This window comes from Phaeobacter gallaeciensis (genome assembly GCF_001678945.1).
GTDB classification, from domain to species: domain Bacteria; phylum Pseudomonadota; class Alphaproteobacteria; order Rhodobacterales; family Rhodobacteraceae; genus Phycobacter; species Phycobacter gallaeciensis_A.
Genome location: NZ_CP015124.1, coordinates 2554178 through 2569211, shown reverse-complemented (window position 1 = coordinate 2569211; position 15034 = coordinate 2554178). Strand labels below are relative to the sequence as shown.

The following is a 15034-nucleotide window of genomic DNA, read 5'->3' as shown; positions in this document are numbered from 1 at the left end:
GGTCAATCCCCCGCCGCGCGGCCCTTGAGGGCGATGATCCCTCGTGGGCGGAACTGAATGAAGATGATGATGAAGATGATCATGTAGGTCTGCGCCGCCAGCGTGTTGGATGGGTTCAGCCACTCGATCCCCTTTTGCAGGGAGCCGATCATCGCCGCACCGGCCAGGGTGCCGAAGATATTGCCGACACCGCCCACGACCACGGTCATGAAGCTTTGCACGATGTAATCCTGTCCAAGTTCCGACGTGACCTTGGCGAACAACCCAATGGCGACACCCGCGATCCCGGCAATGCCCGATCCCAGACCAAAGGTCAGCATGTTCACCCGTCCCGGATTGATCCCCATCGACGACGCCATGCGCGGGTTCTGCGTCACCGCGCGGGTCTCAAGCCCCAGCCGCGTGCGCCGCATGATGAAGAGGAACAGCGCCAGAAAGATCAGCGCCAGTACGAAGATCGCGATGCGGATATAGCTGATCGACACCACGTCGTTGATCATCCAGGCCCCATCTAGCCAACCGGGCGCCGTCAAGGGGCGGGCCTGCGTGCCGAAAATGTTCTTGGCCAGCTGCTGCAAAGCGATGGAAATCCCGAAGGTCGCCAGCAGGGTCTCAAGCGGGCGGTTATAGAGATGCCGGATCACCAGCCGCTCCATCGCGACACCGGCGGCAAATGTCACCGCAAAAGCCAGCGGGATGGCGACAAGGATCGAAACCGTATGATTGGGAATGATCTGCTGCACCACATAACCCGTGTAGGCGCCCATCATGATGAACTCGCCATGGGCCATGTTGATGACCCCCATCAGGCCAAATGTGATGGCAAGCCCGATAGCCGCAAGGAAATAGATCGAGGCGAGCGAGACCGCATCCAGCCCCAGATCCACCGCCTGGTTGAGCGCAACCTTGGTGCCGATCGTCTCCAGCGCCTGTTCGGCGGCATCGGTCACGGCGGCAGAGGGTTCGGCGTAGGTTTCAAAGAACACATAATGGCTGAGGGCGATGGTAATCGTCTCTTCGCCCACGAAAGGGTCCACCTTCCCGTCCGAGGCGAGGCTGTCGTATACCTTTTGCCGGATCATCTCGTTTGACAGCTGCGCCAGCGGCACGCCCGCGACGCGTCCACCCTCGATATGCTCGGCGAGGGTCTGGCGCAGGGCATCGGCAGTGGTGCGCGCGGGCACGTGGCCAGCGGTAACCAACATGTCATAGGCGTCGTTGCGGGATATACCATCTTCGCCGGGCGTCAGGGTGCGGGTGATATTGCGGTCCTCGGGCAGCTCCTCGGCAACCTCCACAGTAACCGCCACCAGCGGATTGAGGGCGGCGCGCACATCGACGCTGAGATCGTTTGAGACACCTTTGATCGCGTCGATCCGCTCTGCCTCATCGGCACCATAGGCGATGGTCAAAAGCCGCTCCAGCCGAGTCTTGCGGGCCTTCAGCGCCGGATCCTCCTCCCCCGGGATCGAGGCGCGCAGCGGCGCCAGCAGATCGGCGCCGGGGGCGCGTTCGATGGCCAGCAGTCCCTCGGCGCGGGTGGCAGGGTCAGGGTCGCTCAGTTGGAACTGCACCAGCGCGGTGGCGATCAGCGCCCGCACGCCACTGTTGGGTTTCAGCTGTTTCAATTCTTTCTTGGGATATTCTCCGGCAAGAGTGCCGTCATCCGGGCTGCTGAGGGCATAGGTCCGTTTGGCGACTTCCTCGCCCACGAAGAACAAACCGTCCTCTTTGCGTTGCCAGATGTCCTTGTTCTGCCAGGCCTCCAGGAACCCGCGGGCCTGCGGCAGGCCACTGTCGGCGATCGCGGCGATCACCGGTCCGATGGAGGTGCGGGAACTTTTCTCGATCAGCGCCCGGTTTTCCTGCAGCAGCTGCTGCAGCGGCCCGTCCCCCGCCGGGGTCTGGGCAAGGGCGATCTGACACGCGCAGAACAGCGCGAGGCACGCAAGGAATAGTCGTTTCATATCGTTGAGATCCGCTCTGAAAGATCCGCCTTGCGTGACCCACATGGGCAGGCCGCGCGGCGCGTCTGCCGCGGCGGGAACCCAACAAGGGCCCCCGCCGCGACTCTGTCTTCAAGGGTAAGAAGATCAGTAGTTCGAAAGCGTCTGAACGCAGGTCTCGGTTTCGGTGTTGTACATACCGCAGCCCAGATCCTTCCAGTCGGACTTCAGAACCGCCGATTCCGGCAGGAAGTCGGTCCATGCATCGCCCGGCACCGGATCGGTGGCGGAGATGATGTCGAACTGGCCGTCCTCCTGGATTTCACCGATCAGCACCGGCTTGGCCAGATGGTGGTTCGGCAGCATCACGGCGGTGCCGCCGGTCAGGTTCGGGAATTCCTGCCCGTACATGGCGGCGCGCACGGCATCGACATCAGCGCTGCCTGCTTCGGTCACGGCGTTCGCCCACATGTTAAAGCCGATATAATGCGCTTCCATCGGGTCATTGGTGACGCGCTCTTCGCCCATCAGCTCTTTCCACTTGGCGACGAAGGCTTCGTTGGCTTCGGTGTCCGCCGACTGGAAGTAGTTCCAGGCCGCAAGGTGGCCGACCAGGTTCGAGGTATCCAGACCCGAGAGTTCTTCCTCACCCACCGAGAAGGCCACGACCGGGATGTCATCGGCGGAAATGCCTGCCGCTGCCAGTTCCTTGTAGAAACCGATGTTGGCGTCGCCGTTGATGGTGGAGATCACACCGACCTTTTTACCGTCGGCGCCAAGCGCCACCACGTCGGCGACGATCTTGGACCAGTCGGAATGGCCAAAGGGCGTATAGTTCACGAAGATATCGCTGTCGGCGATGCCTTTGCCCTTGAGATAGCTTTCAAGGATGTTGTTGGTCGTGCGCGGGTAGACATAGTCGGTGCCCAGCAGCGCGAATTTCTCGACGCCCAGTTCCTCAAGGAAATAGTCCGTGGCCGGGATCGCCTGCTGGTTCGGCGCAGCGCCGGTGTAAAAGACGTTTTTCGAGCTTTCCTCGCCCTCGTACTGGACCGGGTAGAACAGCAGGCCGTTCAGCTCTTCGATGACGGGCAGGACGGATTTACGGCTCACGGAGGTCCAGTTGCCAAAAATCACGTCCACATCATGCACGGTCAGCAGCTCGCGCGCCTTTTCGGCAAACAGCGGCCAGTCGGAAGCTGGGTCAACAACGACTGCTTCCAGTTCGCAACCCAGAAGGCCGCCTTTTTCGTTTTGATCGGCCACCAGCATCAGCATGGTGTCCTTCAGCGTGGTTTCGGAAATCGCCATGGTGCCGGACAGCGAGTGCAGAACGCCCACCTTGATGGTGCAATCCTCAGCAAGACCGGCGCTTGCGCTCAGGCCCAGTGCCAGCACGCTGGCCGCAGTTTTATTCAAGAAACTCATACTTCCCTCCAGACAGGGTCAGGCCCGTGCCATCTCTTCCCTTGCGAAAGAAGGGCGGCAGCACTAGGTCAGCCCCGCAACTGTTGTTGCAAATCGTGTGGCGGTCTAACCGAGGTCCAATTCGTATGGCCGCCACACTCCCACAGCCGATGCAGGTCTTGCGCCTCGGCCTCACTCAGGTTTCTGCACCGCGGCAAACTTGGCAAACGCTAGCCGCGGCGCATCCCTGCGGAATCCCCAAATGCACAAAAAGCAGGCGACCTTTTGCGGGATCGCCCATTTTTTGATCCTGAATGCTGGCGCTCCGCCCTTTTAGCGCCTGCAAAATGGTCATTGCGCCCGGCAAAGCGCACTCTTTGGGGCAGACGACAGCGTTCCGCCATGCGTCAGGGAGTGTCAAAGATCACCGAGGCCGCCATCATATCGCGCCAGACCGCCACCCCGGTTCCGACCGCGCAGCCACGCGCCGTGGGCCGCGCGCGGGTCTCGGTCCACCACAAGGACGGTGCGGTGCGCCTGAAGGATCTGCATCAGGCCGGGGCGATGAAGCTGCTGTTTCCGCAGGGCCGCCCGCACCCCGAGGCGGTGATGGTCAATACGGCAGGCGGAATCACCGGCGGTGATCGGTTCTCGGTTGCGGCCGCCGCGCTGGACAACAGCCGCCTGACGGTCACCACCCAGGCCGCCGAACGCGCTTATCGCGCCCAGCCCGGCGAGACCGGACGCATGGAAACCCGACTTGAGGTCGCCGCAGGCGCGCGCCTCAACTGGCTGCCGCAGGAAACCATCCTGTTCAACGGCAGCCGCTTTGCCCGCCGCCTGCGCGTGGATCTGGCCGCCGACGCCCGGTTTCTGATGGTCGAACCCGTCGTCTTTGGCCGCATCGCCATGGGCGAGGCGCTGACCTCGGCCCGGTTCAGCGACCGGGTAGAGATCCGCCGCGACGGGCAGATGATCTATTATGACGGGGTCGAGCTGCGCGATGACATCGCCGCCACCCTGGACCGCCCTGCCGTGGCCGGGGGCGCCCGCGCCATGGCAGCGCTGGTCCTGGCCCATCCCCGCGCCGAAAGCTGGCTGGAGCCGCTGCGCGCGATGCTGCCGGGCACCGGTGGCGTGTCGCTGCTGGCCAAGGATCTGCTGGTGCTGCGGCTGCTGGCAGCGGATGGCTTCGACCTGCGCCAAACCCTTGTTCCCATTCTGGACCGCTTGCTGCCCGATGGCCTGCCGCGTGCCTGGAGACTGTGACAGAGAGACTGTGAGCCGATGAACCTGACCCCCCGTGAAAAAGACAAGCTGCTGGTGGCCATGGCCGCCGAAGTTGCCCGCAAGCGCCTGGCGCGCGGCGTCAAGCTGAACCACCCCGAAGCCATCGCCCTGATCACCGATGCGGTGGTCGAAGGGGCCCGCGACGGGCGCCCGGTTGCCGAGATGATGGAGGCCGGCGCCGCCGTCGTCTCACGCGATCAATGCATGGAGGGCGTGCCCGAAATGATCCACGAGGTTCAGGTCGAAGCAACCTTTCCCGATGGCACCAAGCTGGTGACCGTCCACAACCCGATCCGATAACACCCGACAGGAGAAACAGCATGAAACACCTGCCCGCTCTCGCATCCGCCATCGCGCTCACCGCTGGTCCGGCTCTGGCCCATGGAGGGGCACACCTGCATCCGCACGGCTCGGAAAGCTGGCTGCCCGTGATCCTGGCCGCACTCACCGTTGGCGGCGCTGCCGCTCTGGCCTACGTGCGGTCGCGCAAATGATCCCCGGAGAGCTGTTTCCTGCGGCGGGGGAGCTGACCCTGAACGATGGCGCCGAGGCGGTGACGCTGATGGTTGCCAATACCGGCGACCGCCCGGTGCAGGTCGGCAGCCACTACCATTTCGCCGAAACCAATCCGGCGCTGGACTTTGACCGTACCGCGGCCCGGGGCATGCGTCTGGATATCGCTGCCGGCACCGCCGTGCGGTTCGAACCGGGCCAGCGCCGCGACGTGGCACTGATCCCGATCAGCGGTGCGCGCCGGATCTATGGTTTCAACCAAGAGATCATGGGGGATCTGTGATGCAGGAGGAAGGGCCTCGGCTGACCCTGGGTGGGCGCTGCTTCACCCGCCTATTCCTGCTCCCGCGCGTCACATCGCAGGTCTCGCGCTGTCCGAAACGTCGCAAACGCGCCCTCCCGTGGGGAGGGTCGGGCGCGACCCGGCCTTGCGACCGGGCAGTCCCGTCAGCTCCTGAGATACGAGATTAACCGAGTCACCGCAGCGCGTGACCACCCGACCGGATAGGAACACCCATCATGCCCGCAAAACTTTCTCGCGCCGATTATGCCGCCATGTATGGCCCCACCACCGGGGACCGGCTGCGGCTTGCCGATACCGACCTGATCATCGAGGTGGAGCGTGACCTGATCACCGAAAACGCGGGCGAGAATGCCCCCCGCTATGGGGAAGAGGTGAAATTCGGCGGCGGCAAGGTGATCCGCGACGGCATGGGACAATCCCAGGCCACCCGCGCGGCAGGCGCCGTGGACACGGTGATCACCAATGCGCTGATCGTCGATCACACCGGCATCTACAAGGCCGACGTCGGCCTGCGGGACGGGCGTATTCACAAGATCGGCAAGGCCGGCAATCCGGACACCCAGCCCGGCGTCGATATCATCGTCGGCCCCGGCACCGAGGTGATCGCAGGCGAAGGGCGGATCCTGACGGCGGGCGGCTTTGACAGCCATATCCATTACATCTGCCCGCAGCAGATCGAAGACGCGCTGCATTCCGGCCTCACCACAATGCTCGGCGGCGGCACCGGGCCGGCCCACGGGACATTGGCCACCACCTGCACCCCCGGTGCCTGGCACCTGGGCCGCATGATGCAGGCTGCGGATGCCTTTCCGATGAATCTGGCCTTTGCGGGCAAGGGCAACGCCTCGCAGCCCGCGGCGCTGGAAGAACAGGTGCTGGCCGGGGCCTGCGCCCTGAAACTGCACGAGGACTGGGGCACCACGCCGGCCGCCATCGATTGCTGCCTTGGCGTGGCAGATGCCATGGATGTGCAGGTGATGATCCACACCGATACGCTGAACGAGTCCGGTTTCGTCGAACATACCGTCGCCGCCATGAAGGGCCGTACGATCCACGCCTTCCACACTGAAGGCGCCGGCGGAGGCCATGCGCCGGATATCATCAAGATCTGCGGCGAAGAGCATGTGCTGCCCTCTTCGACCAATCCGACCCGGCCCTTCACCGTCAACACCATCGAAGAACACCTCGACATGCTGATGGTCTGTCACCACCTCGACAAATCCATCCCCGAAGACGTCGCCTTTGCCGAAAGCCGCATCCGCCGCGAAACCATCGCCGCCGAGGATATCCTGCACGACATGGGCGCCTTTTCGATCATCGCCTCCGACAGCCAGGCCATGGGCCGGGTGGGTGAGGTGCTGATCCGCACCTGGCAGACCGCCGACAAGATGAAGAAACAGCGCGGCCGCCTGCCCGAGGAGACCGGCGACAACGACAATTTCCGCGTCCGCCGCTATATCGCCAAATACACCATCAACCCGGCCATCGCCCATGGGATCAGCCACGAAATCGGCAGCATCGAGGAAGGCAAGCGCGCCGATCTGGTGCTGTGGAACCCAGCGTTCTTTGGGGTGAAGCCTGAGATGGTGCTGATGGCAGGCACCATCGTCTGCGCCCAGATGGGCGATCCCAACGCCTCGATCCCGACACCGCAGCCGGTCTATTCGCGGCCCATGTGGGGCGCCTATGGGCGGTCAGTGGAAAACTCCGCCGTGACCTTTGTGTCCGAAGCCGCCCAGGCCAGCGGGCTGCGCGAAAAGCTGGGACTGGCAAAGCAGACCGTTGCCGTCACCGGCACCCGCGATATCGGCAAATCCGATCTGCGGCTCAACGCGGCCACGCCAAAGATCGAGGTGAACCCGGAGACCTACGAAGTGCGCGCCGACGGCGAATTGCTGACCTGCGCCCCCGCAACCGAGCTGCCGATGGCACAACGCTACTTTTTGTACTAAGGAGCGCAAAAAATGAGCATTTTCAGAACGTTGCACAGAGCGCATGGCAGCCATTCCAACTGGGGCCTAGCTAGGTCAGCATTCATGCCCTACCTTGGGTGTCACTGGGAGGAGATCACAACTCAAAAAGGAGTGACCTCCAATGGCATATGCCGCACAACACACCACTGCCTCCGCCAGCGAGAAATCCGTTCTGGCGATTCTGGCAGCACCCTTCGTCGCCTTTGGTCGCGTGATGATCGCGCTGGGCGAAGCCAACACCCGCAGCCAGAAAGTTCAGCGCCTGATGGCCATGAGCGATGCCGATCTGGCCGAGCGTGGCCTGACCCGCGACAAGATCGTTCATCACGTCTTCTCGGACGTCTACTACATCTGATTCCCGGCACCGCCGGTCTCCAATCGCCGCGCCGGGGGCTGTCATGACCGCCCCCGCGCAGCTGCCCAGCCTGATCGCCCGCCAGTATCACGGCCACAGCCATCAGCCAGAACCCCGGGACCGGGTGGTTCTGGATTACGAAGCGCGGTTCCTGCGCCGCAAGGTTCTGAGCACCGAAACCGGTGCCCGGCTGCTGGTGGACCTGCCGCAGACGACCTCTCTGGATCACGGCGGGGTTCTGATTCTCGAAGACGGCGGCGAGATCGCCGTCACCGCCGCCCCCGAGGCGCTGCTGGAAGTGACAGCAGGCAACACGAGCGGCGCGGAATTGGTCCGGCTTGCCTGGCATATCGGCAACCGCCACACCCCCTGTCAGATCCAGCCCGAGCGCCTGCTGATTCAGCGCGATCACGTCATCCGCGCCATGCTGGAACGCCTTGGCGCCAATGTGCGCGAGGTTGAAGAGCCCTTCACGCCCGAAGGCGGCGCCTATGGGCACGGGCGCACCCATTCTCACGATCACGGTCATACGCATGATCATGGACATTCCCACGATCACAGCCACGGGCATGAGCATGATCACGGGCACAGCCATTCCCATGGCCACGATCACGCAGGCGGGCAGTCCCATGAGCATTGAACCCGGCGCCGTCCTTCTGATGCAGTGGCTCTCCCCGGCCTACCCGGTGGGCGCTTTTGCCTATTCGCACGGGCTGGAGGCTGCCTGCACCACCGGACAGGTTACCGATGGGACCGGACTGGCGGACTGGCTGGGCGATCTGCTGCTCTACGGCAGCGGGCGCAGCGATCCGATCATTCTATCAGCTGCTTACCGCGCAGCGGATGATGTGGCCCTGTCCGAGGTGGACATGCAGGCGCGGGCCTTTGCTCCGTCGCGCGAACGCCTGGCCGAAAGCCTCAATCAGGGGCGTGCCTTTTGCCAGACCACATCCGGTGTCTGGGGCGATACCCTGCCTGTCCTCACCTATCCCAGCGCCATTGGCCGTGCGGCGCGCCTGCACGGGCTGTCGCTGGAACTGACGGCGCATATGTTCGTGCATGCCTTTGTCTCGAACCTTGTGGCGGCCGGGCAGCGGCTGTTGCCAGTGGGCCAGCTGCAAGGCCAGCAGATCCTGACGGATCTCGGCCCGCTGATCCGGGAGGCCGCACAAAACGCCTACGAGACGGATCTGGCGGCGCTGGCCGGGGCCAGCTTCGCCTCGGACATCGCCTCGATGACCCATGAAACCCAATACTCAAGGATCTTCCGCTCATGAGCAGTTTCAACGGACCTTTGCGCGTTGGCATCGGCGGCCCGGTCGGCGCGGGAAAAACCACGCTGACGGCGCAGCTGGCGCGCGCGCTGTCGCCGCATCACTCGATCGGGGTGATCACCAATGACATCTACACGCAGGAAGACGCCGAGGCACTGATGCGCATGCAGGTGCTGCCGCAGGACCGGGTGATCGGCGTCGAAACCGGCGGTTGCCCACATACGGCGATCCGCGAGGATGCCTCGATCAACCTGGCCGCCGTCGCCGAAATGCAAGAGCGCCACGCGGATCTGGAGATCGTGCTGATCGAGAGCGGCGGCGACAATCTGTCGGCGACCTTCAGCCCCGAGCTGGCCGATGTGACGCTTTATGTGATCGATGTGGCCGCAGGCGAGGAAATCCCTCGCAAGGGCGGCCCCGCCATCACCCGCTCGGACCTCTTGGTGATCAACAAGACCGACCTTGCGCCCTATGTGGGGGCCTCGCTTGAGGTGATGGAACGAGACGCCGCACGGATGCGGGGGGCGTTGCCCTTCGTCTTTGCCAGCCTGCGCCATGACAAGGGCGTGGCGGATATCGTCGCGCATCTGTGCAGCATCGGCGGCGTCCAGTCACCGCTGCTGTTGCAAGAAACCGCATGATCCGGGCGCGCAGGACAGAAGCTCCCGCGCCTGACCTCGCCTTTGAAAAAGGCGCGTTCCGTCTTGGGCCGGGCGCCGCGCTTTTGCGCGGCGCCCGGCCCAACTGCGAGGAGGTATTCAAGAATACCCCGCAGCAGGCGGGAGCATCCGCCGCGCCACCTGCAACACAAAGAGACCGATCCAATCTGCCGAATTGACGCAGCCACGGTGGCCTGAGATAACCCCTCCGAACCTATTGCGTGCGGACATATTTACGACTATCAACGTTAGCGCTAACGATTTGTGCAATTCGCATATGCCAGGACCGCGCCGGGAACAAGATCAGACTCTAATCAGACCACTTGCAAGGAACCTGTTGGAATGAGTGATATCTGGGCACAGCTGGCCCGACACAGAGCCGAAACCGCCAATACGCCGTTGCTTTCGCTGTTCGATGACGCGGACCGGTTCGATGCTTTCTCTGCCGACAGTGATGACCTTCTCCTCGACTATTCCAAGACGGCACTGGACCAAACGGCCCTGTCGCTGCTGATCGCGCTGGCAAAGGAAACCGGTCTGCCGGATCATATCGACGCCATGTTCCGCGGCGAGCGGATCAACGCGACCGAGGGCCGGGCCGTTCTGCACACCGCCCTGCGCGCACCCGCGGATCAGAAGATCCTGGTGGATGGCGTAGACGTGATGCCTCAGGTGCAGGACACTCTGCGCCGCATGGAAGCCTTTGCCGGGGGCCTGCGCAGCGGCGCGACGAAAACCGCGACAGGCGCGGCCTTTACCGATGTGGTCAACATCGGCATCGGCGGCTCCGACCTTGGTCCGGTGATGGCGACGCTGGCCCTTGCGCCCTATCACGATGGTCCGCGCTGCCATTTCGTCTCCAACGTCGATGGCGCGCATATTGCGGATACGCTGAAGGATCTCGATCCTGAAACGACGCTGATCGTCATCGCCTCCAAGACCTTCACCACCACCGAAACCATGGCCAATGCCGAAACCGCGCTCAGATGGCTGCGCGCGGCCCTGGGGGATGGCGCCACCGCGCATCTGGCGGCAGTCTCCTCGGCGCAGGACAAGACCGCCGCGTTCGGCATCCCGCCCGAGCGTGTGTTTGGCTTTGCCGATTGGGTTGGCGGGCGCTACTCCATGTGGGGGCCGGTCGGCCTGCCGATCCTGATTGCCGTGGGCCCTGACAATTTCCGCGCCCTTCTGAGCGGCGCCGCAGCCATGGATGCGCATTTTCAGACTGCCCCGCTAGCGCAAAACCTGCCGGTCCTGCTTGGACTGATCGGGATCTGGCACAACAATATCTGCGGCTATGACAGCCGCGCGGTGCTGCCCTATGATCAGCGCCTGTCGCGCCTGCCCGCCTATCTTCAGCAGCTCGACATGGAAAGCAACGGCAAGGGTGTGACCCTTGATGGCGAACCGCTGACCCGCCACTCTGGGCCCGTGGTCTGGGGCGAGCCCGGGACCAACGGCCAACACGCCTTCTATCAGCTGCTGCATCAGGGCACCCGCGTGGTGCCTGCAGAATTCCTGATCGCAGCCGAAGGGCACGAGCCCGAGCTTGCCCATCAGCACCGGATGCTGGTGGCCAATTGTCTGGCCCAATCCGAGGCGCTGATGCGCGGCCGCAGCCCGGAGGAGGCGCGCCAACTGGCCGCCGAACGTGGCTTCGAAGGCGCCGAGCTCAAACGGATGACAGTGCATCTGACCTTTCCCGGCAACCGCCCGTCGGTCACCATTGCCTACCCCCGGCTGACGCCCTTTGTGCTGGGGCAGATCATCGCCCTCTTTGAACACCGGGTCTTCACCGAAGGCGCGATCTGGGGGATCAACTCCTTTGATCAATGGGGCGTGGAACTGGGCAAGGAACTGGCGCTCAGCCTGATGCCGATTCTCGACGGCGCCGACCCCACCGGCAAGGACGGCTCGACCCGGGGCCTGCTGGCAAAACTGACCTGAAGACCGGTCCGACATCAACCCGACCCGCTGCAAGGATCTGACAGACACATGGTTTCCCGCGTTATCCCCGTTCAGCCGTTCGACCTGGTCCTGTTTGGTGCCACCGGTGATCTGGCCCGCCGCAAGATCCTGCCAAGCCTGTTTCACCGCTTCCAGATCGGCCAGTTCAGCGACGATACCCGCATCATCGGCTCTTCGCGCGCCGATCTGGACCGGCCCGAGTTTCAGGAGCTGACCGCCGCCGCGATCCGCGAATTTGGCCAGCCCGGCGAAACCAACGAGGCGGATATCGCCGCCTTTATCAAGCTTCTGGATTATGTCGCGGTGGACGCGCGCGGTGATGGCGGCTGGGCCGATCTGGGCCAGCACCTGCGCGCCGATGTCACCCGCGCCTTCTACCTGTCGGTCGCCCCCAGCCTATTCACCGATATCGCAGACCGGCTCAGCGCAAGCGGTATGGTCACAGCCGAGAGCCGCATCGTGCTGGAAAAACCCTTTGGTCACGATCTGGCCTCAGCGCGGGAGCTGAACCAGGCGCTGCGGGCGCATTTTCAGGAAGACCAGATCTACCGGATCGACCATTATCTGGGCAAGGAAACCGTGCAGAACCTGATGGCGCTGCGCTTTGCCAACTCCCTGTTCGAACCGCTATGGAATTCCTCCCATATCGACCACGTGCAGATCACCGTCGCCGAAAGCATCGGGGTCGAAGGGCGCGGCGAATATTACGACAGGTCCGGTGCCATGCGGGACATGGTGCAGAACCACCTGATGCAGCTGCTGTGCCTCACCGCGATGGAGCCGCCAGCGCGCTTCACCCCGAACGCGGTGCGCGATGAAAAAGTCAAGGTGATCGAAGCGCTGGACCCGGTGGCCCCGGATGATATCGCCCGCGGCCAGTATCGCGGCCGCAACGGCGACAGCTACCGCGAGCATGCGGGCAATCCCGACAGCACCACCGAAAGCTTCATCGCGATGAAGGTGCAGGTGGCGAACTGGCGTTGGGCCGGAACGCCCTTTTACCTGCGCACCGGCAAATGCCTGCGCGAACGCGTTTCCGAAATCGCTGTCTATTTCCGCGACCCGCCGCATAATATCTTCGAAGGCGCCGCAGGGGTGCACGGCAACGTGCTGGTGATCCGCCTGCAACCGGATGAAGGCATCACCCTGCGCACCACCATCAAGGATCCCGGCCCCGGCGGCATGCGCCTGACTGGCGCCAACCTCGATATGACCTTTGCCGACAGCCTGCCCGATGCGGGCCGCCCGCAGGACGCTTATGAGCGGCTGATCATGGATGTGATCCGCGGCAACCAGACCCTGTTCATGCGCGGGGACGAGGTCGAAGCTGCCTGGGCCTGGGCCGATCCGATCATCGCCAGCTGGGCCGACAGCGAAACCGTGCCGCAGCGCTATGATCAGGGTGGCTCCGGCCCCGAGGATTCGCTGCTGCTGATGCACCGGGACGGGCGCCGATGGCGTAGTATCGGAGATTGACGTCCCCGACGCCACCGCCCCACAGCCCGCCCCGCGCAAGCCATTCGAAAGGCATCTGACATGAGCTTGAACCAGACACTTAAAGAGGTCACCGAACGGATCATCGCCCGCAGCGCGGAGACCCGCAGCGCCTATCTGGCGCGGATGCGCGCGGCACAAGGCAAGGGTCCGGCGCGGGCACATCTGTCCTGTTCCGGTCAGGCCCATGCCTATGCGGCGACCGGTTCGGATCAGGGCACGCTGGCCAGTGGCAGCGCCGGACATCTCGGGATCGTCACCGCCTATAACGATATGCTGTCGGCGCATCAGCCGTTTGAAACCTACCCCACGCTGATCCGCGATGCGGTCCGCGCCAGCGGGGGCACCGCGCAGGTCGCGGGCGGCGTGCCTGCCATGTGCGATGGCGTCACCCAGGGCGAGGCAGGCATGGAGCTGAGCCTGTTTTCCCGCGACACCATTGCGCTCGCGACCGGCGTCGCGCTGAGCCACAATGTGTTTGATGCGGCGGTCTATCTTGGCGTCTGCGACAAGATCGTGCCGGGTCTGGTGATCGGCGCACAGACATTCGGCCATCTTCCTGCAGTGTTCCTGCCTGCCGGGCCGATGACCAGCGGGCTGGCGAATGACGACAAGGCCAAGATCCGCCAGAAGTACGCCGCCGGAGAGATCGGCCGCGATGAACTTCTGAAGGCCGAGATGGCCGCCTACCACGGCCCCGGCACCTGCACCTTCTACGGCACCGCCAACACCAACCAGATGCTGATGGAGTTCATGGGGCTGCACCTGCCCGGCTCCTCCTTCGTCAATCCCGGCACCCCCCTGCGCGAGGCGCTGACGGTGGAGGGCGCAAAACGGGCGCTGTCGCTCAGCGCGCTTGGCAACAGCTACACGCCGGTCTGCGATGTGCTGGACGAAAAGGCCTATGCCAACGGCATCGTCGGGCTGATGGCCACCGGTGGGTCGACCAACCTGCTGATCCATCTGATCGCCATGGCCCGCGCCGGAGGAGTGATCCTCGACTGGCAGGACTTTGCGGATCTGTCGGATGTGGTGCCGCTCCTGGCGCGGGTCTATCCCAACGGTCTGGCCGACGTGAACCATTTTCACGCGGCGGGCGGGCTAGGCTATATGATCGGGGAACTGCTGAACGCGGGCTTCCTGCATCCCGACACCAAGACCATCGCCGGCGCCGGGCTGGAACAGTATACGCAGGAACCCTTCCTGACCGAGGATGGCCTGACCTTCCGCCCCGGCACCAAAACATCGCTGAACGACGCGATCCTGCGCCCGGCAAAGGCTCCGTTCCAGCAGACCGGCGGTCTGAAACGTCTGACCGGCTGCCTGGGCACAGCGGTGATCAAGGTCTCCGCCGTGGCCGAGGAACACCACGTGATCGAGGCCCCCGCTCGCGTCTTCCACGATCAAGAGGAGGCCAAGGCCGCCTTCAAGGCAGGCGAGTTCACCGGCGATGTGATCGTCGTTGTGCGCTTCCAGGGCCCCAAGGCGAACGGTATGCCGGAACTGCACAGCCTGACGCCGATGCTGGGCATTTTGCAGGGCAAGGGGCACAAGGTGGCGCTGGTCACCGACGGGCGCATGTCCGGGGCTTCGGGCAAGGTGCCTGCCGCCATCCACGTGGTGCCTGAGGCGCTGGACGGCGGCCCCATCGCCAAGATCAGGGACGGCGATGTGCTGCGGCTCGATGCCACCACGGGCACGCTCGACGTGCTCACCCCCGGCGCGCTGGACCGCCAGGCCGCTACGGCGGATCTGTCTGCCTATCAGCACGGCACCGGGCGCGAGCTGTTTTCCCTGTTCCGCCAGGCCGTCACATCCGCCGATACCGGCGCCAGCGTTTTCGGAGACTGA

General features: G+C 64.0%; 14 protein-coding genes. 12 read left to right on the top strand and 2 right to left on the bottom strand.

Annotated elements, in window-relative coordinates:
- Positions 1–2: 2 nt before the first annotated feature.
- Both urtB and urtA read right to left on the bottom strand, forming a co-directional pair.
- Positions 3–1967: an urea ABC transporter permease subunit UrtB gene (urtB, locus tag JL2886_RS12205; protein WP_065272256.1), complete on the bottom strand. Its 1965-nt coding sequence runs from the start codon at positions 1965–1967 to the stop codon at positions 3–5.
- A gap of 126 nt (positions 1968–2093) precedes the next feature.
- Positions 2094–3374 carry an urea ABC transporter substrate-binding protein gene (gene urtA, locus JL2886_RS12200; RefSeq protein WP_065272255.1) on the bottom strand — a complete coding sequence of 427 codons (1281 nt, stop codon included), beginning with the start codon at positions 3372–3374 and terminating at the stop codon, positions 2094–2096.
- 393 nt (positions 3375–3767) lie between these two features.
- On the opposite strand from urtA, the gene JL2886_RS12195 reads away from it, so the two are divergent.
- From JL2886_RS12195 to edd, 12 genes are all read left to right on the top strand, one after another.
- Complete coding sequence (locus tag JL2886_RS12195) at positions 3768–4622, top strand: urease accessory protein UreD (RefSeq protein ID WP_335645276.1); 855 nt, start codon at positions 3768–3770, stop codon at positions 4620–4622.
- Between the two features lie 18 nt (positions 4623–4640).
- On the top strand, positions 4641–4943 hold the full coding sequence (locus tag JL2886_RS12190; RefSeq protein ID WP_065272254.1) for an urease subunit gamma: 303 nt from the start codon (positions 4641–4643) through the stop codon (positions 4941–4943).
- A gap of 20 nt (positions 4944–4963) precedes the next feature.
- Positions 4964–5137 (top strand): hypothetical protein, encoded by a 174-nt coding sequence (locus tag JL2886_RS19600; RefSeq protein WP_165832673.1) that lies wholly within the window; start codon positions 4964–4966, stop codon positions 5135–5137.
- Positions 5134–5439, top strand: coding sequence for an urease subunit beta (locus JL2886_RS12185; protein WP_065272253.1), 306 nt, complete (start codon positions 5134–5136; stop codon positions 5437–5439). Before JL2886_RS19600 ends, JL2886_RS12185 begins: the two co-directional genes overlap by 4 nt.
- 236 nt (positions 5440–5675) lie before the next feature.
- Positions 5676–7412, top strand: coding sequence for an urease subunit alpha (gene ureC / locus JL2886_RS12180; RefSeq protein ID WP_065272252.1), 1737 nt, complete (start codon positions 5676–5678; stop codon positions 7410–7412).
- Between the two features lie 142 nt (positions 7413–7554).
- Positions 7555–7788 carry a hypothetical protein gene (locus JL2886_RS12175; RefSeq protein WP_065272251.1) on the top strand — a complete coding sequence of 78 codons (234 nt, stop codon included), beginning with the start codon at positions 7555–7557 and terminating at the stop codon, positions 7786–7788.
- 43 nt (positions 7789–7831) lie between these two features.
- Positions 7832–8428 (top strand): urease accessory protein UreE, encoded by a 597-nt coding sequence (gene ureE / locus JL2886_RS12170; RefSeq protein WP_065272250.1) that lies wholly within the window; start codon positions 7832–7834, stop codon positions 8426–8428.
- Complete coding sequence (locus JL2886_RS12165) at positions 8418–9065, top strand: urease accessory protein UreF (protein ID WP_065272249.1); 648 nt, start codon at positions 8418–8420, stop codon at positions 9063–9065. The genes ureE and JL2886_RS12165 overlap by 11 nt, the downstream gene beginning before the upstream one ends.
- The gene (ureG, locus tag JL2886_RS12160; RefSeq protein ID WP_065272248.1) at positions 9062–9703 is read left to right on the top strand and encodes an urease accessory protein UreG; all 642 of its coding nucleotides are present in this window, start codon (positions 9062–9064) and stop codon (positions 9701–9703) included. The genes JL2886_RS12165 and ureG overlap by 4 nt, the downstream gene beginning before the upstream one ends.
- Positions 9704–10063: 360 nt before the next feature.
- Positions 10064–11668 (top strand): glucose-6-phosphate isomerase, encoded by a 1605-nt coding sequence (pgi, locus tag JL2886_RS12155; protein ID WP_065272247.1) that lies wholly within the window; start codon positions 10064–10066, stop codon positions 11666–11668.
- Positions 11669–11716: 48 nt separating this feature from the next.
- Positions 11717–13165 (top strand): glucose-6-phosphate dehydrogenase, encoded by a 1449-nt coding sequence (gene zwf / locus JL2886_RS12150; protein WP_065272246.1) that lies wholly within the window; start codon positions 11717–11719, stop codon positions 13163–13165.
- Between the two features lie 60 nt (positions 13166–13225).
- Positions 13226–15034 (top strand): phosphogluconate dehydratase, encoded by a 1809-nt coding sequence (edd, locus tag JL2886_RS12145; RefSeq protein ID WP_065272245.1) that lies wholly within the window; start codon positions 13226–13228, stop codon positions 15032–15034.